Here is a 22,155-nt window from a genome sequence, read left to right on the forward strand (position 1 = left end):
TCCGACTGGGATCGGTACTTATGCAGCGAATGCCGCTGCTGGAGGTGTTCAGAAAACCACCGGATTTGCCGGATGATACAGGGCAGCTGGGTCTGGGATTTGGTTAACCGGACAGTAGTGACTTAGTATCGTTCACAACAGGAAGCAAAGGTGGATATTGGCCATTATCTGATGGGTTCTTACAACCAGCAGCGGCAACATACCGCGAATGGAGGGATTAGCCCTCACGCAGCGAAAGAAAAACTTAAAACCGTATCCGAAATGGGTTGACCACTACAAGCGTGGACGCGACTCAGCATTTTACATACTACGAACTCCTTTTTAAAGTCCAGCTTCATATCAATTGCAGTCTCAGATTATTGTAATAATTCATGCCGATATATTAAAAATAAACCAAGGTTTATTGGGAATACAGTGATTCTGGATCAAAGTTGCATGTCATGACATTATGGGTGTGGCTTGCTAAAGGGGACATCTATTTAATCCGGTGCTTACTCTGGGCTACTGGATGGTTTCGAATCACGAAGCCGACTTGCAGGCCTGACGGATCAAGTCAAACGTCGGCGACACAGAGTCGAGATCATCCGGCAGCCCCCGCAGGGCGCGGGTTGCCGCCGTCCAGTGCGGTGTTGACGAATGTGAAAAGGACGCGTCATTTTCACATTCGCCGCCTTGCCCTGAACAAGGGCAACACTCGCGCAGAGCCGTGCAGGATTAAATAGATGTTCCCTAAAGGAGACTGTTCTGAATATTGTTGATAATTACGCTCGTCTGGTGCTGGATAATATGTTCCATTTCGCCGGATTGCTGGATCTGGAAGGCAAGATTATTTATATCAATTTGCCTGCGTTAGAGGCTGTTGGTTGTCGTCTTGAAGATGTTCGGGGACAGTATTTCTGGGATTCTCCCTGGTTTCAGGTTAATGAGCTCAGTGGGCATCAGCAGCGTGAATTCGTACAGTCGGCATTGGCCGGGCAGTTTGTTCGTGAAGATTTGGAAGTTTTTGGTAAAAACCAGGGACGTGAAAAAATAATCACAGATTACAGCCTGAAACCAATGTTCGATGGTGAAGGTGACGTGGCGTTTATACTGGCCGAAGGGCGCGATATTACGGATAAAAAAAATCTTGAGAGAGAGGTCGATCAGAAAAACCAGCGGCTAATAAATTTGCTTGAAGAGTATGAGGAATTGTCGCGCAACCAGAAGAATTTTTTCTCTAACCTTAGCCACGAACTGAAAACGCCGCTTTCCCTAATTCTAGGTAATACCGATATCCTGATGTCTAGGCTCGGTGAAAATGATGACCCGATGGAATTGTCGTCAATCCGTACTAATGCCCTCAGTATGTTGTATCTGGTTGATGAAATGTTAGAACTCGCAAAAATCGATGCTGGTAAAGCCATGATGAATTTCGAACTCTGCGATCTTCGTGAGATTGTGCAGACGGTGCTATCCAATTTTTACAGTTATGCCAAATCGCGCTCTATTCAGATTACTCTGCATGCCGCTCCGACAGTCAGAGTCACTGTTGATGTATCCAAGGTGCGGCAGATCGTATTCAACCTTGTGGGTAATGCTATCCGGGTGGTTCCTGCCAATGGCCTGATCGAATGCGACGTTAGTCGCTCTCAGGATGTCGTTGTTGTCGCTATCTCTGATAATGGTCCCGGCATTCCAATACACCTCAAAAACACCCTGTTTGATCGTTTTCAGACCGGTAACCACCAGCGGTCTGGTTATCATGCTGGAAGCGGTCTGGGATTGGCTATCGTCAAAGAATATTGTGAGTTGCATGGTGGTTCCATCCGAGTTGAAGACGTCCAGCCGAGCGGCACTCGGTTTGAGATTCATCTGCCAGTTGGAGAGGATATCATTCACGGTGATGACCTGGTGTATACGGTTGAATCAATCATTCAGGGAGACCAGGTGATATTACCTCCGGATATTGCTGATCCGATAAAGGACAATAAGGTACTGGCTCCGCAACAGCTGACGACAGATGGGTCATATGTACTGCTTGCAGAAGACAACGATGGTGTTGCTGAAATGTTATTGCGGGTACTGTCTTCTTCTTATCAGGTTGTAGTTGTTAGTAATGGCCAAGCTGCTCTTACAACGCTTCGGCAGGCGCGCCCATTGCTTTTGATTACCGATTTAATGATGCCTGGCATGGACGGTTATGAGTTGATTCGAGAAATCAAGAAATCTTCTGAACTACAAGATGTTCCTATTCTGGCGCTGTCGGCCAATAAGAATGAACAAGCACGGATCGATTTGTTGTCGGGCTACGTGGATGATTATGTTACCAAACCATTTTTTATTCCTGAGCTTTTGTCGCGAGTGCGCAATATCATCGAATTACACAAGGCCAAGCTATCAATCCGGGAGGAACTCTCCACACACAACAACGATTTGATCAGCCTGATTCGAGAACTGATTGAAGCGCGTAGCAATCTGCAGAATGTGCTGGACGAGCAAAAGGAAATTCAGTACCGGATGAACGCGATTTTCAACAATTCTTGCGTTGGAATCGCTGTGATCGATAGCAATCTGGATGTGGTAGATGCCAATCCATTCTTCAGTCAGGTACTTGGTTACCAGGACGATGAGATGACGGGAATGTCTGTGTTCGATTTGTCCGCTACTGAAGATGTATCATCGCATTTGTTCCGGTTTGGTGAATTGTTGGAATTCGACAGTTCCAGTAATCACTATGAAATGCGCTTTATTTCCAAATCTGGTACGGAAGTATGGGTCAATTCGAGTATTTCTGTTGTGCCAGCGTCGGTGTCCGCTCCAGTGTTACTAGTGGGCATTTTCGAAGATATCACCGAGAAAAAGCACATCAGGGAAAGCCTGATGTTATCACGCAAGGAAATCGAACGTTTTTCCAGAATATCTATTGTCAATGAGCTCGCCAGCTCTATTGTTCACGAAATCAATCAGCCGCTGTCGGCGATTGTGTCGAATGTTCATGCTTGTGACCTTTGGCTAAATGGCGAACGAGCCAATCCTGAGCACGTGAATCGTTCGCTGGGGCTTATTCGGCGCGACGCAGATCGTGCAGTGGAATTGATTTCCTCTATTCGTAATTTTGTTAAAAGCTCCTCCCTGGAACTGCACTTTACTTTGGCCTCCGAGCTGCTAAAAGATGTTGCAAGGATCGTTTCCTATGAGGCTCAGGCTGCGGGTATCGAACTTGAGTTCGACATTGTGAAGGATCACCAAATTTACGCAGACCCCGTGTCTCTAAAACAGGTATTCGTAAATCTGATTCTGAACGCCATTCAGGCACTGGAAGGATGTTATGAATGCACTGCAGGAAAGATTCTGGTGCGATGTGATGCCAGTGATGGCTTTGTCAATATGTCGGTGGAAGACAATGGTCCTGGTCTGGCATTCCCTCTGATCGACAATTTATTCGAACCTTTCTATTCCAACAAAAAGGATGGGCTGGGATTTGGTTTATCCATTTGTCGCGGAATTCTTGAAAGTCACCGCAGTTCTCTTGACTACGAACCGCTAATGCCCAGAGGTGCAAGGTTCTTCTTTCGAGTGGTAGGTAAAATCACATGAAAATAAGAAAAAATATTCTGTTGGTTGACGATGACGCTTCGGTGCGCGAAAGCCTGGCCAATTTACTGCAAGCCCATGATATTAACCATCAAGAATTTTGTAGCGGCCGTGAGTTTCTGAATGCATTAGATACCCTTGCACTGAATGACGGAGGTTATTGCATTCTGATGGATGTACGAATGCCAAGAATGACTGGCCTGGAAGTGCAAGAACACCTGAAGCGTCGATCTTGCTTTGTCCCTATGGTGTTTATTACAGCGCATGGAGATATTCGAATGGCGGTAAATGCCATCAAAATGGGGGCTTTTGATTTCGTTACTAAGCCGTTCGATACCTGTTCGCTGCTGGGTGTTATTGAAGGTGCCATTGCTCAGGATCTCAAGGCTCGCAGAGAGCAAAGCCGAGAGCAGACGATTGTTAACGGCTATCAGTGTCTGACGCCAAGAGAGAAAGTGCTGCTAGAACTGGTTCTGGATGGCAAGCTTAACAAACAGATCAGTGCCGAACTGAATATATCTGAGGTGACTGTTAAGGTGCATCGCCACAATCTTATGAAGAAACTTGGTGAGCGTTCGTGGGCCAAAATTGCGGTCGCCATCAATGGGCTAAAAAAGGGGCTGCCGAGACAGTAGATAAATGCGCTGCTCTTGTTAGTTTTTTGGTGCCGTATCCTATTCACGCATTGTGCGCTGTAATCTGGCATCATTGCTGAAAAAAATATCACAATGACTTAAGGATCCTCTATTAGTCCCGATAGCTCTAAATTCACCAACCGCTCTGTTTGGCAGCGACCCGCGCCCTGAGGGTCTACTGAATGACAGCGACTTGTTTTAAATTGACACGTTGATCTGCAAACCGGCTTTTTGATATGAAACTACCGCAGGCACAAAATTTAATAGATGGGCACTCAATTCTTAGATAGTATTTGAACTATAAAAATTAAAAAATAGGAGCAGAATAACCTGCTCCCGAAAAGGCTTGCGGGTGAAAGGGAATCGAAAAGGAATGCAGTTACGAGTGGATCTTGTTGGAAATCAAATTGGAACCCATCATCAGTAAAGCAACGACTGCCAGTATACCAAACAGGTATGCTGGTGCCAGTGCTATGACGCTGTAAATGTCCCCTGGGCCATATATGTTGTTACCAAAGCTCAGCGCGCGATTTCCGGAGAAATTGGAGAAAAGATAGAAAATTATATTAGACCAACCATCCAGAATAACAAACCAGGCCAGCAGTCTGATTTTTGTTTCCGTAAATCTCAGGTAGGGTAGAGCAATGGCACAGGCAATGACCATCATTCCATTTAACGCAGGTCCTGTGTGTGCTCGAGCCCATCCCTCAGGCGTGCCCGGAATGTTAAATTCCAAAATGTAGCCTGGGTACAGTTCGAAACCTCCGACCAGATTAACCCAAAGACCAATACCGAATATCAGCGTTGAAAGGATCATCAATATGCCATGCCCTAGCATTTTTATTTTAAATTGATCTATTGTCATGTCGTCAGCCTCTCACATTGGTGTTGCAGGAAGGAAATGATAGCTGCTAGAAAAAAATATTAGAGGTGCCAGCTCAGTCTCCGCTTTTTTACAGAGACTAACTTTCCCAAGAATTAGTGTGTGATCATCTTGAATAATCTTTTTATCAACGGTGCATTCAAACCAGGCTAGACAATCTTTCAGTGTTGGAACATCATTACGAATCAGAAAATTCTGATCGTATTTTTCATCCTTTTCTTTGCGAGCGAAGTTAGATGAAATATTTTGTTGGTTGGCGCTCAAGATGCTGACACCAAATACACCGGTATCATCAATGAGATCGAGCATAGTGCCACTTTTAAGGGAAATCAGTAGGGTGGCGGGATCCAGACTGATGGATGTCAGACTGTTAATCGTCATGCCATATGGTTTGCCATTGGGCAGCATATTACTTACCAAGGCAATGCCAGTGGTAAATTTTGAAATTGCCTGGCGAAAATCCAGGCTGTCTACGACGGGTGCTACTTCAGTCATGATTGTTACCTTGAATATCTAAAATAGGCAGGCGCATAACGCCCGCTGTTAGTGTTTTAATAGTATCTTTGAGTCCCAAGCTAATGCCGATCAGCTGTATTTTGCGCACCATTTCTGGATGCGATCTGGATTGGAAAAATAATCCATCTGCTTTTCTGGGTAGTTGAAATTATCGGTAAACTCATTGGCCATCTCCCGGCTCTGGCTCATGGTCTGAATAAACTCCATGAAAGGGGTTGGCATTTTACGCAGTGCGTCCAAGCAAAAATTGGTCCATCGGGTAGCGCATTGAACGCGATCAGCACGGCGTGCTTCAATATGTTCGATAAAGCGGTCATCCAATACACTATTACGAACAATTTCTTCGCCGATAATCTGGGCAGAAAAAGTTGCCATATTGGCACCTTGTCCCAGTACCGGATCAACGGTGGCATGAATATCGCCTAAGGCAATCACCCTTTTTCCGTTAGGCAATGTTGCCGTGCCCTGTCGAAGGGTTGGTGTTACGGCGCCCTGAAGAATATCCCGAGAGCTACTGGCGAGACCGAAATTTTTGCGGTCGATACGCTCATAAACAAACGGGTGATGTTTCTTCAATTTTTCCAATAGTAGATCCAGGAAGGCCTGCGGATTGTCGTCATATTTAGTCTTCATTAGCACTTCCATGTCGCCACCGAAGTGATTTTCCATAACCAGTGCAGTACACATGCCATTGAAAGAAAGGGTTGGGATCTCTATCAACTCGCCTTCGCCTGGTGCGAATGACATAGTTACCGCACGGGTTTTATCTTCCCGAATGCCTTTGAACAGGCCAACGCAAAGAGCTCGCTGCGGTTTGATAAAGGGCGAGTAGGCCTCATTTGTCTCGAATAATCCCGCAAAAGCAAATTTACCGACACATACGGTGACCAGATCGAAGCGTTCGGACATGGGCTCCAGATCTTCCTTGGTCAGTTCTTCATAGCTGAACTCGCCGCCCAGTTCTTCGAAATCCTGCATTAGGGTCGGCAAATAAATACGGTAATCCACTGCGCGACTGGGGCGTTTAAGATCGCCGTAGAACTTGATAGGATGTTCTCCGCCTATGTTGTAGTAATGACCGTAATAGCCAGCGTTTGGCCAGTGGTTAATGCCCATGGAATTTTCCCGATCAATCGTGACCGAATGGTGTGCAACGGTGTTGAGCAGTTTTGACGATGCATATTCTTCAGGCTTTCTATCAGTAAAAATAGTGACGTCTATATCATTTTTTCGTAAGTAGATACCCAGGTGAAGACCCGCTGCTCCGGCACCTATAATTGCAATTTTCTTAGTCATCTTAAAGATCCTTTGTTATATTTTTATAGTCGTACTTCTACAGTAGTGTTTATTTTTAGAATACGCAATAAACCAAGGTTTAATAATTTATTATTTAAACTTTAGTTTATCCTCTATGATAAATAGAATTTTATTGTGATTAATTTTTTTATTTTTCAAGCTATTGAAGTAAAAGATTCGGTATGTTTTATTTTGATGGGGTTGGTATAAAAGCTGTGGCTCGCCCGCTGTGTGGTGATGTTGGATAATATTGAGAGCATTGGTTAAGGTTGTAAAATCATATGGTATCTCCTGCTCTTGTTAAATCCTGCACAACTCTAACCTCTGGCTTCTGCATCCATGCATTCGTGCGCGAGTGTTGCTGGATGTCAGAGCAAGGCGGCGAATGGAGCAAAATGACGAGTCCTTTTCAAATTCGCCAACACCGTTCTGGCTTGCAGTAACACTCGCCCAAAACTGGCACCAGATTAAGATGTCCTTTTAGCTGAAGACTACCTGGATATTGGTGTTGGCTAGCAAGCCTTCCTTGCCGAACTCTACACCTATGCCAGAGCTCTTTATACCGCCAAACGGAGCGTTCGGCTGGATCGCGCCGTGTTTGTTGATCCAGACTGAACCGCACTCCATTCGGAAAGCAATGTTTTTGGCGGCATTAATATCAGTACTCCAGACTGATCCACCCAAACCTGTCGGATTATCATTGGCAGCGGCAATAGCATCATTAATATCACTGTAAGGAATGATAGGTAAGGCTGGTCCAAATTGTTCTTCACGTACCAGCGGGTCATTCGGGTTGCTGGTGGCAATCAGGGTGACCGGGAAAAACAGCGTATTGTTATCACTCACCGGACCGCCGGTCAGCAGCTTTCCACCCTGATTGACGGAATCCTTTACCAGTTGATTCACCTTATTGAACTGCATCCGATTCTGGATGGGGCCAAGCTCGCTGTCCTGGTGGAAGCCGTCACCTACGGTAACGGTGCTGGCAAACTCTGCCAATGCCGTGCACACCTTGCTATAAATGGACTCGTGGACGTACAGACGTTTCAGTGCGGCACAGGTTTGGCCATTATTGAGAAAGGCCCCCCAGAACAGCCCTGGCGCAATCTCTGTAGGGTCGGAATCAGGCAACACGATACCTGCATCGTTACCTCCCAGTTCCAAGGTCAGTCGCTTCAGGGTTTCAGCTGACGATGACATGACTTTTTTGCCAGTTTCAATACTGCCAGTAAATACAATTTTACCTATCTGTTCATGAGCGGACATTGCGGCACCTAACTCATCACCGCCGGTAATACTATTTACGACACCGGCTGGCAGAACTTCGTTCATCAGCTCGATCATCCTTAGAGTCGATAAAGGTGTGAGTGGTGATGGCTTGCAAACTACGGTGTTACCTGAGCGAATGGCTGGAATAATGTGCCAGACGGCAATCATCAATGGCCAATTCCATGGGGTGATCGAACCGATAACGCCGATGGGTTTACGGTGCATTTCAACCTTGCCAGTTTCATCATCCTGCAGCACTTCTACAGGCATCTCCAACGATGCAGTGTACTGTGTCCAAGCGATGGCACCGCCCACTTCAAACATGGAGCCAGTGCCCTGCATTGGTTTGCCTTGTTCGGACGTTAGAATAGTTGCCAGCTCTTGATGGTGCTCTTCAAGCTTGGTTGCAATAGCTTGGCAATACTGTTGGCGTTGCTGGTCTTCAATAGCTGACCAGACAGGAAAGGCCGCATGAGCAGCGGCAACTGCTTGCTCTAGGATGGTTGTATCTGCCTTTGGGGCATGGCCCGCTATTTCTGTCGTGGATGGGTTAAAAACCTGGAAGCTTGCGCTGATGTCGGCAGGAATGCCGTTAATGTAGTTATCGAAACGATACATAAGCTTTCTCTTTTTATTGGGTTGTATATGTTCGATCGTTCGCTGTGGTTGTAAGCGACAGTGTCACCCTGTTTATAGCAAGAATACTGTGTGGCTAATACTAGTTTGGCAGTGGTGCGAAACCAACTGGCGAAAACAACCAATCAATTGCCGCCAAAGTATTAGTCGGGGCGGTAGCGCTTACGGTAGGCTGCTGGCGTCAGACCAAAACGGTGCTTGAATCGAGTGCAGAAATGGCTGCTATCTACAAAACCAAAGCTGTAACCAACGGCAGCGATTTTTTCAACATGAATGGCTGTTCTCAACTCTCGAGCACAAAAATCCAGTCGACGATTTCGAATATAAGTCTTTACACCTCCATGTTCTGTAAACAGCCGATACAGGGATCGCTGGGAGAGGCCTGCCTCGGTGGCGATACATGCCGGAGTCAGGGTCGCATCAGTAAGATGTGCGTCAATCAGACGCTGAAGTTTGTCAAATTGACGCGCCTGAACGTAATTGCCAGGGAATTTTTCTCTTTGTAGTGGGGTCAGCAAAGAACTGATTGCATCTAGAAAAGCGTCGCTTTCCAGCATGTTCAAAGAGGGGTTTTGTCCCAGCTCCTGCATTAGGCTATTGGCCAGCCGGGTCATGGGAAGCTGCGCATGCAGCCGTTTTGCTGTAGGCAGGGGGTGATTGTGTTGATTCTGATTGCTGATGTTGCGAGGCAAAATGAGCGAAATTTGCTGAGACTGATTCGTGAATACCAGTTCAAATGGCAGGCGACTGTCTAGCAGATAGATATCACCGCAAGCGAGTTCACTACGGTTGTCGGCCTGTTGTATCTGGGCGCAACCGTTCAGCTGGAACACCATAAAATAATGGTCGTTTAAGTCTTCCTGAATATCGGCGTCCGTTCGGAATAGGCGGCAGTGCTGGGTTTGCACATGACTGAATTTGAGGCTGCCACTGTAATACCCCTTGATGGTACCGCTGAATGGTTCGCCCGCAGGTTCGGCCTGAAAGCGACCGCAGATGTTGTTAATATCATTCAACCAATGGTCAAACTGTTCGGACGTGTGGGCTTGGGTGGTCATATTCATTTGCACACTCCTAAGTGGTGATTGTGCTGGGGCGTTGCAGGGGTTAATAAATCCCTCAAGCTGCGGAAATTGAATTTTCCGATACCTTAGGGGTGGATGTATTAACACCTTCAACTCCTAGTTCGTTCTTTGCGATTGATGAGCTAAAGGGGGCATCTATTTAATCCTGCACGGCTCTGCGCGAGTGTTGCCGTTGTTCAGGGCAAGGCGGCGAATGCAGCGAAAGGACACGTCCTTTTCACATTCGTCAACACCGCACTGGACGGCGGCAACCTGCGCCCTGCGGGGGCTGCCGGATGATCTCGACTCTGTGTCGCCGACGTTTGACTTGACCCGTCAGGCCTGCAAGTCGGCTTCGTGATTCGGAACCATCCGGTAGCCCAGAGTGAGCACCGGATTAAATAGATGTCCCCTAAAGATACTGGAGGTAGAGTTTTATTTTTTATCACATGGTTAAAATAGTTTTTTTCATTTCAAGTATCAAGGCTTGAAGGGACGAAAATCTCTTCAGGGCTGCTCTCGGTAATCCCTCATCTCTGATAGACGTTATTTTTGCATTTTAAATGGCCAGAATAAATGCCCTTTCGCCTGGTTTCGGTGTTTTTCATTAAGTGCTCGGTTGGTCTCTGTCTGTAGGTCATTAAAAATAGATACTAAAGTTTATTGTTTTTATGGTGTTTTGCGTTCTATTCTGTTGCAGCGAAGAAGCTAGGTGCAATTGCTAGCTGGATCGGATAATAATAACAGCAGCAGCGAGAGCAGAAAAATTATGTAGATACTTTCTGTACCAATGAAACGATGGTAGTGCATTTTCTCATCAAAGAAACATTGATGGTTGGATTTTACAGTTCAGTGGCGAAAAAGTTGATTTATAAATATGGAATTACGGTCGGTGCTGTAAATTGTCGAGAATGAATCATAGGGATCACTTAGAGGACGGATTTTTTTGATATTACGCCGGTCTATCTGGTTGTAACAATTCTAGGGTTTATGATTAATTCTTAAATCATATTTTTCAGTGGAGGTGGGTGATTAAGGTTGGCCTAATGAATAGGAGTTATGATGGTGCAATTTCAAATTATGAATACTATCGAGAGCGCCACATGTTACTGGTGAGATCATTAATGGGAAAAACACTGCTTAGACAAGAGATAGGTGTTGGAATTAGTGGATGCCCATCTGGTGATTTGGCACCTTGCCTTGTTATTGGTTGTATTTACTTTTTATCAATCGAAGATTTTCAGAAGGTTTTTTCTGGTTGTGGTGATAAAATATTTAATGATATTTCGAATTATACCAATATGAAGCCACTGATTCAGGTAAGTGATTTTGATCGTTTTCTGTGAGCGGTTGAGATTTTTGGTAATTTATAAGTAAAAATTTATTGAGTTTTCTGGAGGTGGTTGCGGCAATTGATCAATGTTATTCCTTTTTTATTTGGTGGGCTTGAGTTATGGAAATAATGCCTGGTGTGTCTTGATTTATCCAAATAATAATTAAATATTTACTAGAAATTACGATCAATTTAAAGACTGGTTGTCAACCGGCGGCCAATAAACTCTTGAATAAAAAAACCGGAGAACTGATATGAACAACACAAAACCTCTAGCAGGGCTCGTGATTATAGCTATCCTAGGTATATCCATGACTGCTAGGGCAGAGAATTCACGCTGGGGAGGCTATTTGGGTGCTGCCTACGTAAGTTTTGATACTGACGTCACTGCTTATGCCGGTGGAATAGAAGTGTCGGGGGGGAATGCTGACACAACCAATAACATCGGTTTGGCGTTTGGTGTCACTTACGACATATCGCCGCAATGGGTTGCCAAGCTGGCATTAGGCCTTCCTATGACGACCAAGTTGACCGGGGTGGGAGCGCTGGAATCTGCCGGCGAATTGGGCAAAGTCAGCTATGGTCCGGCCATTCTATCGGTAAGTCACTATTTTAATACTAATAGTATGGTAAAACCTTACCTTGGTGTTGGTTATAATTATACCCTGATTACAGATACTGAAGACGGTTTTATATCTGAGTTTGAGGTGAATGATGCGACTGGAGCAGTTTTAGTCGCTGGTTTGAAAGCGATGATTAGCAATAGGCTTGAGCTGATTATAGATATTAACAAGGTGTTTCTTAAAACCACTGCAACAGGTACTTTGCCTGCCATGGGGGGAGCAAGAGCCGATGCTGATATTCGTTTGAATCCGACAATTACGACTGTCGGGCTGAGAACTCATTTCTGAAATCTGGCTTCATTCCCTGAGGACGTCTCGGAGTGTAGGACTCATGCTCTTCCATTCAAGTGCGCTTCTCAGTCCCTTAATAATAAGCGGATGAAGGGGAACTGTTCTGATGACTTAATGATTCCGGACACTCTTCAGGGGCAAGCCTGCTACCTTGGGAGTGTCTTTTGATTGAATATACTCAAGTCATAAACTCTACTCCTTTGCCAATCCGACGACAGAATCTTTTCCTTGAGTTTGCAGCATGGCGGCAATAAACAGCGTTGCCGACCGTGCCAGGGCGTTGAGGTCGTAGCCACCTTCCAGAATGGCGAGCCATGGGATGTTGCGGCTCTGGCACTGGTTGCAGATCCATTGGCTGATCCAGGCGTAGTCTTGCTCTTCGAAATTGAGTTCGGCCATAGGGTCGTCCTTGTGGGCATCAAAGCCAGCCGATACCAGGATAAGCTCTGGCGCAAAGCGCTTCAGTGCCGGTGCCCAGTGCTCTTCGACGCCTTGGCGGAAGTCTGTGCCGGTGGCACCTTGAGCCAGGTGGACATTAATCAGGTTGGTATATTTGTTTTGCTCATAGTGGGTGTAAGGGTAGAAGGGGTGTTGAAAGCTGGATAGCAGTAAAAAACGCTGGTCATTCTGCAATATATCGATGGTGCCATTACCTTGGTGGGCATCAAAATCCAAGATTGCGATGCGTTGCAGGTGATGAACGTCGGCGGCTCTGAGTGCGGCGATGGCGGTGTTGTTAAAAAAACAGAAGCCCATGGACTTGCCCCGTTCGGCATGATGTCCGGGTGGGCGGATCGCGGCAAACGCATTGCGATGTACGTTTTTTATGACGTCATCGAGAGCCTGCGTGGTGGTGCCCACAGAATAAAGCGCGGCTTCCAGGCTGCCTGAAGACATCAGGGTGTCTTCATCGATCATGATATGACCCTGTTCCGGCTGGATCAGATGCAATTCATTAACATAGGCTTTGTTGTGTGCCCGAAGAATATCAGGCAGGTGTGCGGATCGACCTTCGTGAATGGTCAGTTGATCCCACAAGCCTGTTTTGTGAAGAATTTGCTCCAGTGCCAGAATTCGGCTGGCATGTTCAGGGTGGTCTTCGCCTGTGTCATGGCCAAAGTGCTGGTGAAACGCGTAGTATCCTGTGCTCATAAAGACATATTTCTGCTGTTTTTATCAGTGTATCTAGCCGTTACACTCAGGCCAACTCAACTAAAGGATCACAATACATGGGTACTCGTTCCCTCGAGTTGTTCTTTCGGCCCAAAGTGATTGCTGTGATTGGTGCTTCCGAGCGTCCCGGCAGTGTCGGAGGAGCGATTGTTCGTAACCTGCTTAATGGTGAGTTTCCTGGCACCATTATTCCGATCAATACCCGTGGTTATACTCAGGTTTACGGGGTGCCTGCCCTGAGTCGGATCAGTCAATTGCAGGAAACCCCGGATCTGGCGATTATTTGCACGCCCGCAGAAACAGTGCCCAAGGTGCTGAAGCAGCTGCATGGCAAGGGGGTGGGAGCGGCGTTGTTACTGACCGGCGGCATCGCCAGAACCCGATCCTGGCAGTATCGTCCGGCATCGGATCGTCTTGAGCAAGTCATTCAGCAAACCCGCATTCGTGTATTGGGGCCAGATTGTCTTGGATTGGTGGTGCCGTGGCGAAAACTTAATGCCAGTATGCTGCATGTTCCGGTGCGTGCCGGGAATATCGCCTATGTAGGTCAATCGGGAACCCTGGCCTCTGGCGTAATGGATTGGGCCTTTAGTCGTAACGTTGGATTCTCCCACGTCATGACCTTGGGGCGTAATCAGGATGTCAGTTTTTCGGATCTGATTGATTTTGTGGTGCAAGAACCTCACGTTAAAACGATTCTGGTACAGCTGGATGAAATCGGTTCTGGCAAGGCGCTGGTGCGCTCGCTACGTGCCGCATCACGTCACAAGCTGGTGTTGGCGGTAAAGAGTAACCGCTTTCAGGAAAATCCACTGAACCGGATCGGTACTCCCAAGGGATTACGTAGCCGGGATGCTCTGATCGATGAAACCTTGGCACGAGCCGGTGTGCTGCGGGTAAACGATACCGATGAAATGTTCCACTGCGTGGATGCGCTCCGGCGGCAGCGGGAATCTTTTGGGCCAAGGCTGGCGGTAGTTGCCAATGGTCGTGGCCCGGCCATTCTGGCGCTGGATCGGCTGTTGCAAGACGGTGGGACACTGGCCAGCCTGTCTGACGAAACCCGTACTCACCTGCGTGGTTTGTTGCCGGAGTACGTCAAAACCGATAACCCGCTGTTGCTGAATCCGGAGCTGCAACCGCAGCAGCTGGCGGCGGTTGCCAATACCCTGCTGGCAGACAAGCAGGTGGATGCCTTGCTGGTCATCTATATTCCCGGCCTCGGAACCGATGCGCTGGCCAATGCGCAAGCGTTGGTAAAAGTGGCCAAAAATTTCAACAAGAGTGTTATCACCAGCTGGATTGGTGAATTTTCGGTTGAAACATCACGGGATTTTTTTGACGAGCAAGGCTTGCCAACGTTCGATACCCCGGATAATGCCATTACGGCGTATATGTACATGGTGCGCCATCAGCTGACTCAGGAATTACTGAAAGAAACACCCGAAAGTCTGGAGATACCGATATCCAATGCTTATATGGATGTCGACAAGGAGATTCTCGATAATCATCGGCCTGGTGACTATTTATGGCCGAATTATGCCTGGAAGCTGCTCAAGGCTTACGGCTTTGCGTTTGCGGAAAACCGCTATCGAACGTCATTGTCGGAGCTGCTGGAGGCGGCACCGGATATACCTGATCCGTGGGTGTTGCGGGTACATCACCGTGATTACCTTTATCCCTTTGCTTATGGACGTAATCCGCGAGAGCGGATGCGCAGTGTGGTACGGAATATCCAGTCGCTGGATGAGTTGATGGAAGGTGCGGAAAAGCTGGAGACTGAAATCGCCGAGCGTTTTCCAAAAAGCCCGGTACTGGGGTATACCGTTCAGACCATGCACCGAGCCCTCGATAATCTGCAGTTTTCATTTGGTATTGGTCGTGATGTCGAAATCGGACCTTATCTGTTTTTTGGCGGCGGCGGTACAACGGTTGATACCCTGGTTGACCGGCAGGTGGCGCTGCCGCCGTTAAATGCCAATCTGGCGGAAAAACTGATCAAACGCAGTCATTTCTACGCCGTGTTACAAGAACGCTCCGATAATATTGAGCGGGAGCTGGTGACGCTGGAGCGCTGGCTAGTGGCGCTATCGCATATTGCGCTGAATCATCCATGGCTGGCCGCGTTGGAGGTGAATGCCATTCGGCAACGGGTCGGGCATTACATTGCCATTGGTATTGCGGGTGAAGTCGGCCATCCGGTCAAAAGTGCCATCATGCCTTATCCTAAAGAACTTGAGTCATCGTATCAGGGGCGCAGTGGTACGCATTATCAGGTGCGACCCATTCGGGCAGAGGATGAGCCGTTGCTGGAACGTTTTTATGGTGGTTTAAGCGCGGAATCATTACGACTGAGGTTTTTTGGCGCCCGTCGCCAGTTTGATCACAGCGAGTTGGCGCGTTTTACCCAAATTGACTACGACCGGGAAATGGCCTTCGTAGCCTGTATTGATGGCCGGTTAATGGGCGTGGTACGGGCCTGGATTGATCCGGATGATGTGGCGGGAGAGTATTCGGTTATTGTCGACGATCAATGCCGGGGCGAAGGTTTGGGTAAGCAACTTATGCAGATTATGATAAATTACCTGACTAATCGCGGTGTTCTGCAGATGTTCGGTACAGTGCTTCCACACAATCAGGGAATGTTGAATTTGAATCGACGTCTTGGCTTCACTCTTCGTCACAACCACGAAGAGGGCGTTGTCGAAGTGACCAAAAATCTGAATCCGCTAAAGTATGCCTGGCAACGAAATCGTATGTATCCGGCGTGAACAACTTGGTACTATTCGGCAAAAATGAATCATCATAAGTGTAGTTTGTTGCTTGTGAGTTAATAAATAGCGAGGTTAACCTTTGATTTCTGTGTTGGTAGTCGATGATCATGAGCTGGTGCGCTCAGGGATCTCAGCATTGCTGGCTGACGCAAAGGGAATTGAAGTCGCAGGACAGGCTGAAAGTGGTGAACAGGCAATCCAGTTTGCCAAAGACCATGAGCCGGACGTTATTCTGATGGATGTTCAGATGCCAGGTATCGGGGGGCTGGAAGCAACCCGAAAGATTACTCGCAGCTTTAAGGATATTCGTGTGATTGCGGTGACTGCCTGTGATGATAATCCTTTTGCCCAGCGTCTGTTACAGGCAGGGGCATCGGGCTATATTACCAAGGGTGCTGATGCTGACGAGATGATCAACGCCATTATGAAAGTGCATCGCGGGCAGAAATACATCAGTACCGAAATTGCCCAGCGTATGGCGTTGAAGCCATTTCAGGAGAGTTTTCATAATCCGTTTGATGATCTGTCCGAACGGGAAATGCAAATTGCCTTGATGATTGTTAACTGCCAGAAGCCGGCAGCGATTGGAGAAAAGTTGTTCCTCAGCCCCAAAACCGTGAACAGTTATCGTTACCGGGTGTTTGAGAAGCTAGGCATCGACGGCGATGTTGAACTGACCCGTCTGGCGATTCGTCACGGGGTGATTGACGCCAACAGCGGTAGCTGAATGTCCGGGTTTGATATTTCAGCGTTTCTTAAGACGCTGACCCAACGAGCGGGTGTTTATCGGATGTACAGTGCTGATCAACAGTTGCTGTACGTCGGCAAAGCCAAAAACCTCAAGAATCGGGTTTCCAGCTACTTTCGTTCGCGGGGACTGAATACCAAGACGGTAGCTTTGGTGTCCGGTATTGATTATATCGAAGTCACGGTCACCGCCAGTGAGGCCGAAGCGCTGCTACTGGAACAAACACTGATCAAGCAGCATCGTCCGCCGTATAACATCCTGCTGAAAGACGACAAATCCTATCCCTACCTGCACTTGTCAGATCATGCCTTTCCCTTGCTGGCTTATCGTCGCGGCAAGCGATCCAGTCGTGGTGGTCAATACTTTGGGCCTTATCCCAATTCGGCAGCCGTGCGTGAAGCGCTGAACTATTTGCAGCGTTTGTTTCTGTTGCGCTCGTGTGAAGACAGCTACTTCAATCATCGCAGTCGCCCCTGCTTGCAGTACGAAATAAAACGCTGTTCGGCACCCTGCGTCGGCCTTGTTTCTGAGGAGGATTATCGCCGGGATATTTATCACGCCTCGCTATTCCTTAACGGTCAAAACCAGCAGTTGATGCAAAATCTGCAACAGCAGATGCTCGATGCCTCAGGGGGGCTGAATTTTGAGCGCGCGGCGGAAATTCGTGATCGTATTGAATTGTTGCGCCAGGTGCAGGAGAAGCAGCGCGTCGATAGCGGCAACAAGGACGCCGATGTGTGGGCGCTGCTGGAATATGAAAATGTGATATGTATCCACCGTCTGGCTTTTCGTCAAGGACGCCTGGTGAGCAGTAAAAATTATTATCCCGATAATCCGGCCGGGGAAGAACATGCGGACTTGCTGCTTGGCTATATTGGCCAGTTCTATCTGTCCGACTTCGCTGCCGAAGGGATGCCTGCGGAATTGATTGTGGATGCCGCAGCCGATGAGATTGCTGTTGTGCAAGAAGCACTTCGGCTGCGGTTCGAACGTATTGTACGTCACAGTCGGGGAGTGCGTGGCGAACCGCGACAGTGGCGTGCGATGGCAGAAGATAATGCCCGCTCTGGAGCACAGGCTAAAATATCAGGCCATCAGGTGGCCCGGAAAAAACTGGCTCAGGTGGCTGAGTTGCTCCGACTGGTTCGCCCCCCTGCGCGAATAGAGTGTTTTGATATAAGTCATTCCAAAGGCGAGGCAACCTATGCATCGTGTGTGGTATACGATCATGAGGGGCTGGCGAAAAAACGGTATCGGCGTTTCAGTATTCGGGGGGTAACACCGGGTGATGACTATGCGGCGCTGGAGCAGGCCGTTACCCGTCATCTTACCCGTCTGAAGGAGCAGAACGATCTGCCGGATTTGTTAATGGTCGATGGTGGTAAGGGGCAGGTGGCACGTATACAACAGGTGTTACTTGAACTTGAAATATCGACCGTCGCGTTGTGGGGTATCTCTAAGGGAGAAACTCGCAAGTCCGGTTGGGAATTTCTGTGGGAAGCCGGGGCGCGACAACCTATAATCCCCGACGCTCACGATGACGGGTTTCGGTTGTTACAATTGGTGCGTGATGAGTCGCATCGCTTTGCCATTACCGGTCATCGCAAGCAGCGGGCAAAATCCCGTGGTCGATCTGAGCTGGAGGACTTGCAAGGTGTAGGTCCAAAACGCCGACGAGCTTTGCTGTTGCACTTTGGTAGCCTGAAAAACATGCGTGGTGCGCCACGAGAAGAAATCGCCAGGGTGCCGGGCGTTAGTCAGAAGCTTGCAGATCAGATTTTTGTACAGTTGCACGGTGAGTAGTGGCCTGATGGAGCAAACAGGTCGTTGGAGACGCAAGGTGGCGTATCAAGTTGAAACAGGTATGGTGTTATGAATGTGCCCAACATGTTAACTGTTGGCAGGATTGCGATGATTCCTCTGATGGTGGTCAGTTATTACTGGCTGGGCTGGGGAGGAAAAAGCTGGGCTGCCGTGTTATTTGCATTGGCGGCTATTACTGACTGGTTTGATGGCTATCTGGCTCGCAGGTTAAACCAGGCAACGCCTCTGGGTGCCTTTCTTGATCCGGTGGCGGATAAGCTGATTGTTGCTGCAGCACTGATGGTGCTGGTTGAGGATTACGCCGTTTCATGGATGACGATCCCGGCGATGATTATTGTTGGCCGGGAAATAGTGATCTCGGCCCTGCGTGAATGGATGGCAGAGCTGGGCAAGCGTGCCAATGTGGCAGTATCCATGTTGGGTAAAATCAAAACGGCGTTGCAGATGATCTCCATTATTTTACTGTTGGCATCTCGTGAGCATCCAGTGCTCGAGTGGGTGGGTGTTGTGTTGCTGTATGGTGCGGCGGCGCTGACATTATGGTCGATGTTGATCTATCTGAAAGCGGCATGGCCGCAACTACGAGGTGCGTGAAGCGGTGAGGATTTGGGTCTAAGTGGTTAAAATCTAAGAAAAAGATTGACAGTATTTTTGTTTGATATAAAATGCGCCCCATCTTTTGCGGGAATAGCTCAGTTGGTAGAGCACGACCTTGCCAAGGTCGGGGTCGCGAGTTCGAATCTCGTTTCCCGCTCCATTTTCTCTTCATGAGAATGTGGTCAAAAGAAAGGATCTCAACATCAGTCACCCAGGCACTGGATCTGAAGTTTGTTTTTCTTCGGTTTTCTTCGCTCTTGATGAGAACTCCCGGCGCGATAGCAAAGCGGTTATGCACTGGATTGCAAATCCACGTAGGCCGGTTCGACTCCGGCTCGCGCCTCCAAGTTTCTAACAGGCATCTGACATAAAAGCAGATACCTGTAATCGCCTGTTAGCCCGGGTGGTGAAATCGGTAGACACAGGAGACTTAAAATCTCCCGACCTTACGGTCGTGCCGGTTCGATTCCGGCTCCGGGCACCAATATTCATGCGCCTTTCAGCGAAAGTACCCACTAATATTGCTCAAAGATAAAAAAAGATAAAATATTTTTTTCACAAACGTAAAATATACAGTATGTGAATCCATACAGTATCGCCATCAACAGTTACAAAAATCCTTCACTCATGCGTCCCAACGACAGGCACTTTCCTGTCATAAATAGTCACCTGACTTTGTGTCTTGTGACCACTGAATTTCTGCTTGTCACCCTCCCAGTCAGAATTTCTTGCCAGTTGGCATTCGTCAATTGATCGAGCTTCCATCTCCAGTTGTAATGGTTCTTCTTTTCAACATTCAAACAGGTGATTTAAATGTCCTTGCAGGATTTGTCTGTGCTGGCCGGCATGGTTCCGAACGACTCCAGGCCACCCGTTGAACTATGGCATCCAGAACATTGCGGCGACATCGATATACGCATAGACAGACGTGGCGATTGGTACCATGACGGTGGGCTGATTGGACGCCCTGCGTTGGTCAGGTTGTTCGCCAGTATTCTGCGCAAGGATGGCGAGGACTATGTTTTGGTAACCCCTGCAGAAAAAATGCGCATCCAGGTCGAGGATTTGCCATTTCAGATTGTTTTGCTGGAGCGTGATGGTGACGCCATTCATGCGATTACCAATGTGGGGGATACGCTCACGCTGGGATTGAAGCACCCCTTACAGTTGTCCGAGGTCGACGGGCAGCCGCTGCCCTGTGTTGAGATCAGGGCGGGGTTAATGGCGCGCTTTGGTCGTAATGCCTATTATCAGCTGGTCGACTGGGCAGAAGAGCGAGCTGGACGCTATTGGGTGACGAGTGCAGGGCAGTCATTTGAAATTGGCTGAAACTGGCCCGACGGGTTTTATTGTTTGGCTCTTGGCGCGGTAAGCGTCACTGGTGAGCGTCTGGTTGGGCGTGAATTTTGTCGCTCTCGCGAGGGCAGTGGCTTTCAGCCGCTGATCGATCCAGAACAAGCCTCCGGTCACAGGATCGAACGGGTTGAACAGATCATTACTGTAGCGTGTTCCCAGCCAGGCAGGCAGCCTGGCCCATTGCCAGGCCAGATATTGGCTGACACCTTGCTGATTTTTATCCTGTTTCAATTCAATGTTACTTGCCCCTGTTGATTTCTCTGTTAGCCAGGCTATGTACTCCGCAACCGTCGTGTCATTCAGTCCATCCAGTGTGACCCAGGCGAGATCAAAGGTTCTGGTTTTCAGCTGTTCCAGCAATTCCCCCTGGCTCAGCGGCAGATCGTTGATCTGATATCCCTGGGTTTTGAATACATCCAGCTGTTGCTGTAAAAATGGGCTGCTGAGCGAGCCTGTATGGATCAGCGTCAGGATGGTTTTTTTAACGATGAGCTGCAGGTGTTGTTTATTGATCAGTAATGCAGACGTCGGCTGTGCACCCTGGAAATAGTGCTGATACCGGGTGATGGGGCGTTGGCTAAGCAATTGCGTGACCACTGGGCTATCCCAGTTCTGTTGGCTGTTGAGCGCCAGCGCATCCAGATCTCCGCGTTGCAGTAACTGGTAGCTGTCTTGCAGGCTTTTGGTGAAGCGAAGCTGGATTTGAGAGGCATTAAAACGGTTGGCGAATTGTGGCAGTTGGTCTCCCCACCATGGGGTGGTGCGGTTAATAATTAATCTCTCTGAGGGTATTACTTCGGTGATGCGATAAGGGCCAGAGGTTGGCTCAGGACGCCAGTCGTATTGCCTTGGCCATTGCAGGTTGGGTTGGTAGAAATGTTGGGCCGTGGCGCGCAAATCAGATATCTGAAGTAATGTCTGCTTGGTAACAGGCGCAGTAGTGATCAGACTGAATCGTTGCTGATCATGAATTTCAATGCCGCGAATACATGCTCGTAGCGAGTGCGCCTGCCAGGGGGTTTTGTTGGCGGGGTCAGAGAGGAATTGCAGCGTGAAGGCGATGTCACCGCTGGTAATCGGGGTGCCGTCAGACCAGAGTGCAGCGGGTGTCAGTTGGTAGGTGATTCGATGATCTGCTACTGCCCACTGGCTGGCCAGCATGGGAGTGGGCATGCCGGTTTGCGGATGGCGGGCCAGTAGCGGTAATTGCAGATCGGCAAGTAGTTGGCTCAATTCGCTTGGCGTTTCTGGGCCAAATCGGCGCAGAGTCGATGGTTTTCCCTGAATCGACAAGCGGAAAATGCCACCGGACGCTGCGGTCGGGTCACCCCAAGGGGTGGGCGTCGGTGTTTGCCACTCAAGCGTCTGCGGGGCTGGTGCGTACGTTACCGTAATAACCCCATCGGCGTCGGCAATTTGCGTTGCGTTTGTGGTCAGTGGGCCACACAGCAACCCGATACAACACAGGCTGACAAGGGTGTGCCAGATGATGAGGCCGCCAGTCCGCTGGGGGTTCTGGCTCTGGTGGGAAGTGTAGAAGCTGCCTGGCATATTCCCTCCCTGT

The 22,155-nt window shown here is 48.4% G+C and carries 17 protein-coding genes and 3 tRNA genes; 13 read left to right on the top strand and 7 right to left on the bottom strand.

The features are described 5' to 3' along the window. The first annotated feature begins 774 nt into the window (after positions 1-774). Positions 775-3,576 (top strand): ATP-binding protein, encoded by a 2,802-nt coding sequence (locus WG929_RS08560; RefSeq protein WP_416205726.1) that lies wholly within the window; start codon positions 775-777, stop codon positions 3,574-3,576. Further along, positions 3,573-4,208, top strand: coding sequence for a response regulator transcription factor (locus WG929_RS08565; RefSeq protein ID WP_369857934.1), 636 nt, complete (start codon positions 3,573-3,575; stop codon positions 4,206-4,208). Before WG929_RS08560 ends, WG929_RS08565 begins: the two co-directional genes overlap by 4 nt. A 379-nt stretch (positions 4,209-4,587) precedes the next feature. On the opposite strand, the gene styC is transcribed toward WG929_RS08565, so the two are convergent. The 5 genes from styC to feaR all read right to left on the bottom strand — a co-directional run bounded on the left by styC (position 4,588) and on the right by feaR (position 9,980). After that, positions 4,588-5,073 (bottom strand): styrene-oxide isomerase StyC, encoded by a 486-nt coding sequence (gene styC, locus WG929_RS08570; RefSeq protein WP_369857935.1) that lies wholly within the window; start codon positions 5,071-5,073, stop codon positions 4,588-4,590. Between the two features lie 12 nt (positions 5,074-5,085). Then, positions 5,086-5,586: a flavin reductase family protein gene (locus WG929_RS08575; protein WP_369857936.1), complete on the bottom strand. Its 501-nt coding sequence runs from the start codon at positions 5,584-5,586 to the stop codon at positions 5,086-5,088. A 90-nt stretch (positions 5,587-5,676) separates the two neighbouring features. Beyond that, complete coding sequence (gene styA, locus WG929_RS08580; RefSeq protein ID WP_369857937.1) at positions 5,677-6,903, bottom strand: styrene monooxygenase subunit StyA; 1,227 nt, start codon at positions 6,901-6,903, stop codon at positions 5,677-5,679. A 480-nt stretch (positions 6,904-7,383) separates the two neighbouring features. After that, on the bottom strand, positions 7,384-8,790 hold the full coding sequence (locus WG929_RS08585; RefSeq protein WP_369857938.1) for an aldehyde dehydrogenase family protein: 1,407 nt from the start codon (positions 8,788-8,790) through the stop codon (positions 7,384-7,386). A 161-nt stretch (positions 8,791-8,951) separates the two neighbouring features. Further along, on the bottom strand, positions 8,952-9,980 hold the full coding sequence (gene feaR, locus WG929_RS08590) for a transcriptional regulator FeaR (protein ID WP_369857939.1): 1,029 nt from the start codon (positions 9,978-9,980) through the stop codon (positions 8,952-8,954). 106 nt (positions 9,981-10,086) lie between these two features. On the opposite strand from feaR, the gene WG929_RS08595 reads away from it, so the two are divergent. The 3 genes from WG929_RS08595 (at position 10,087) to WG929_RS08605 (ending at position 12,116) form a co-directional block, all read left to right on the top strand. After that, positions 10,087-10,233, top strand: a complete 147-nt coding sequence (locus tag WG929_RS08595; protein WP_369857940.1) for a hypothetical protein — start codon at positions 10,087-10,089, stop codon at positions 10,231-10,233. Positions 10,234-10,918: 685 nt separating this feature from the next. After that, complete coding sequence (locus WG929_RS08600; protein ID WP_369857941.1) at positions 10,919-11,218, top strand: EthD family reductase; 300 nt, start codon at positions 10,919-10,921, stop codon at positions 11,216-11,218. Between the two features lie 241 nt (positions 11,219-11,459). Beyond that, a complete protein-coding gene (locus WG929_RS08605; protein ID WP_369857942.1) occupies positions 11,460-12,116 on the top strand; it encodes an OmpW/AlkL family protein in 657 nt (218 codons plus the stop codon). A 195-nt stretch (positions 12,117-12,311) separates the two neighbouring features. Here WG929_RS08605 and WG929_RS08610 read toward each other — a convergent pair whose 3' ends face one another. Further along, the gene (locus WG929_RS08610) at positions 12,312-13,271 is read right to left on the bottom strand and encodes a histone deacetylase family protein (protein WP_369857943.1); all 960 of its coding nucleotides are present in this window, start codon (positions 13,269-13,271) and stop codon (positions 12,312-12,314) included. Between the two features lie 77 nt (positions 13,272-13,348). Here WG929_RS08610 and WG929_RS08615 point away from each other — a divergent pair, with 77 nt between their 5' ends. The 8 genes from WG929_RS08615 (at position 13,349) to WG929_RS08650 (ending at position 20,564) form a co-directional block, all read left to right on the top strand. Then, positions 13,349-16,063, top strand: a complete 2,715-nt coding sequence (locus tag WG929_RS08615; RefSeq protein WP_416205727.1) for a bifunctional acetate--CoA ligase family protein/GNAT family N-acetyltransferase — start codon at positions 13,349-13,351, stop codon at positions 16,061-16,063. An 82-nt stretch (positions 16,064-16,145) separates the two neighbouring features. Next, entirely contained in the window at positions 16,146-16,793 is a 648-nt protein-coding gene (uvrY, locus tag WG929_RS08620; RefSeq protein WP_369857945.1) for a UvrY/SirA/GacA family response regulator transcription factor, read from the top strand. Next, on the top strand, positions 16,794-18,617 hold the full coding sequence (uvrC, locus tag WG929_RS08625; RefSeq protein ID WP_416205728.1) for an excinuclease ABC subunit UvrC: 1,824 nt from the start codon (positions 16,794-16,796) through the stop codon (positions 18,615-18,617). It begins immediately after the preceding gene. A gap of 69 nt (positions 18,618-18,686) precedes the next feature. Then, entirely contained in the window at positions 18,687-19,232 is a 546-nt protein-coding gene (pgsA, locus tag WG929_RS08630) for a CDP-diacylglycerol--glycerol-3-phosphate 3-phosphatidyltransferase (protein WP_369857947.1), read from the top strand. An 87-nt stretch (positions 19,233-19,319) separates the two neighbouring features. After that, positions 19,320-19,395, top strand: a tRNA-Gly gene (locus WG929_RS08635). 112 nt (positions 19,396-19,507) lie between these two features. Beyond that, positions 19,508-19,581 (top strand) — tRNA-Cys (locus tag WG929_RS08640). A 51-nt stretch (positions 19,582-19,632) separates the two neighbouring features. Further along, a tRNA-Leu gene (locus tag WG929_RS08645) sits at positions 19,633-19,719 on the top strand. 329 nt (positions 19,720-20,048) lie between these two features. Next, positions 20,049-20,564 (top strand): DUF1285 domain-containing protein, encoded by a 516-nt coding sequence (locus tag WG929_RS08650; protein WP_416205729.1) that lies wholly within the window; start codon positions 20,049-20,051, stop codon positions 20,562-20,564. Here the strand turns inward: WG929_RS08650 and WG929_RS08655 are convergent. Further along, positions 20,547-22,142 (bottom strand): ABC transporter substrate-binding protein, encoded by a 1,596-nt coding sequence (locus WG929_RS08655; RefSeq protein WP_416205730.1) that lies wholly within the window; start codon positions 22,140-22,142, stop codon positions 20,547-20,549. The genes WG929_RS08650 and WG929_RS08655 overlap by 18 nt on opposite strands. Positions 22,143-22,155 lie beyond the last annotated feature (13 nt).

The organism is Oceanobacter antarcticus (genome assembly GCF_044962685.1).
GTDB classification, from domain to species: domain Bacteria; phylum Pseudomonadota; class Gammaproteobacteria; order Pseudomonadales; family Oceanobacteraceae; genus Oceanobacter; species Oceanobacter antarcticus.

Excerpts from the sequence above, each read along its gene's own strand:
- WG929_RS08565 (WP_369857934.1), top strand. The coding sequence starts at position 3,573 with ATGAAAATAAGAAAAAATATTCTGTTGGTTGACGATGACGCTTCGGTG.
- styC (WP_369857935.1), bottom strand. The coding sequence starts at position 5,073 with ATGACAATAGATCAATTTAAAATAAAAATGCTAGGGCATGGCATATTG.
- WG929_RS08575 (WP_369857936.1), bottom strand. The coding sequence starts at position 5,586 with ATGACTGAAGTAGCACCCGTCGTAGACAGCCTGGATTTTCGCCAGGCA.
- styA (WP_369857937.1), bottom strand. The coding sequence starts at position 6,903 with ATGACTAAGAAAATTGCAATTATAGGTGCCGGAGCAGCGGGTCTTCAC.
- WG929_RS08585 (WP_369857938.1), bottom strand. The coding sequence starts at position 8,790 with ATGTATCGTTTCGATAACTACATTAACGGCATTCCTGCCGACATCAGC.
- WG929_RS08595 (WP_369857940.1), top strand. The coding sequence starts at position 10,087 with ATGCAGCGAAAGGACACGTCCTTTTCACATTCGTCAACACCGCACTGG.
- WG929_RS08600 (WP_369857941.1), top strand. The coding sequence starts at position 10,919 with ATGAATAGGAGTTATGATGGTGCAATTTCAAATTATGAATACTATCGA.
- WG929_RS08605 (WP_369857942.1), top strand. The coding sequence starts at position 11,460 with ATGAACAACACAAAACCTCTAGCAGGGCTCGTGATTATAGCTATCCTA.
- WG929_RS08610 (WP_369857943.1), bottom strand. The coding sequence starts at position 13,271 with ATGAGCACAGGATACTACGCGTTTCACCAGCACTTTGGCCATGACACA.
- WG929_RS08615 (WP_416205727.1), top strand. The coding sequence starts at position 13,349 with ATGGGTACTCGTTCCCTCGAGTTGTTCTTTCGGCCCAAAGTGATTGCT.
- uvrC (WP_416205728.1), top strand. The coding sequence starts at position 16,794 with ATGTCCGGGTTTGATATTTCAGCGTTTCTTAAGACGCTGACCCAACGA.
- pgsA (WP_369857947.1), top strand. The coding sequence starts at position 18,687 with ATGAATGTGCCCAACATGTTAACTGTTGGCAGGATTGCGATGATTCCT.
- WG929_RS08650 (WP_416205729.1), top strand. The coding sequence starts at position 20,049 with ATGTCCTTGCAGGATTTGTCTGTGCTGGCCGGCATGGTTCCGAACGAC.
- WG929_RS08655 (WP_416205730.1), bottom strand. The coding sequence starts at position 22,142 with ATGCCAGGCAGCTTCTACACTTCCCACCAGAGCCAGAACCCCCAGCGG.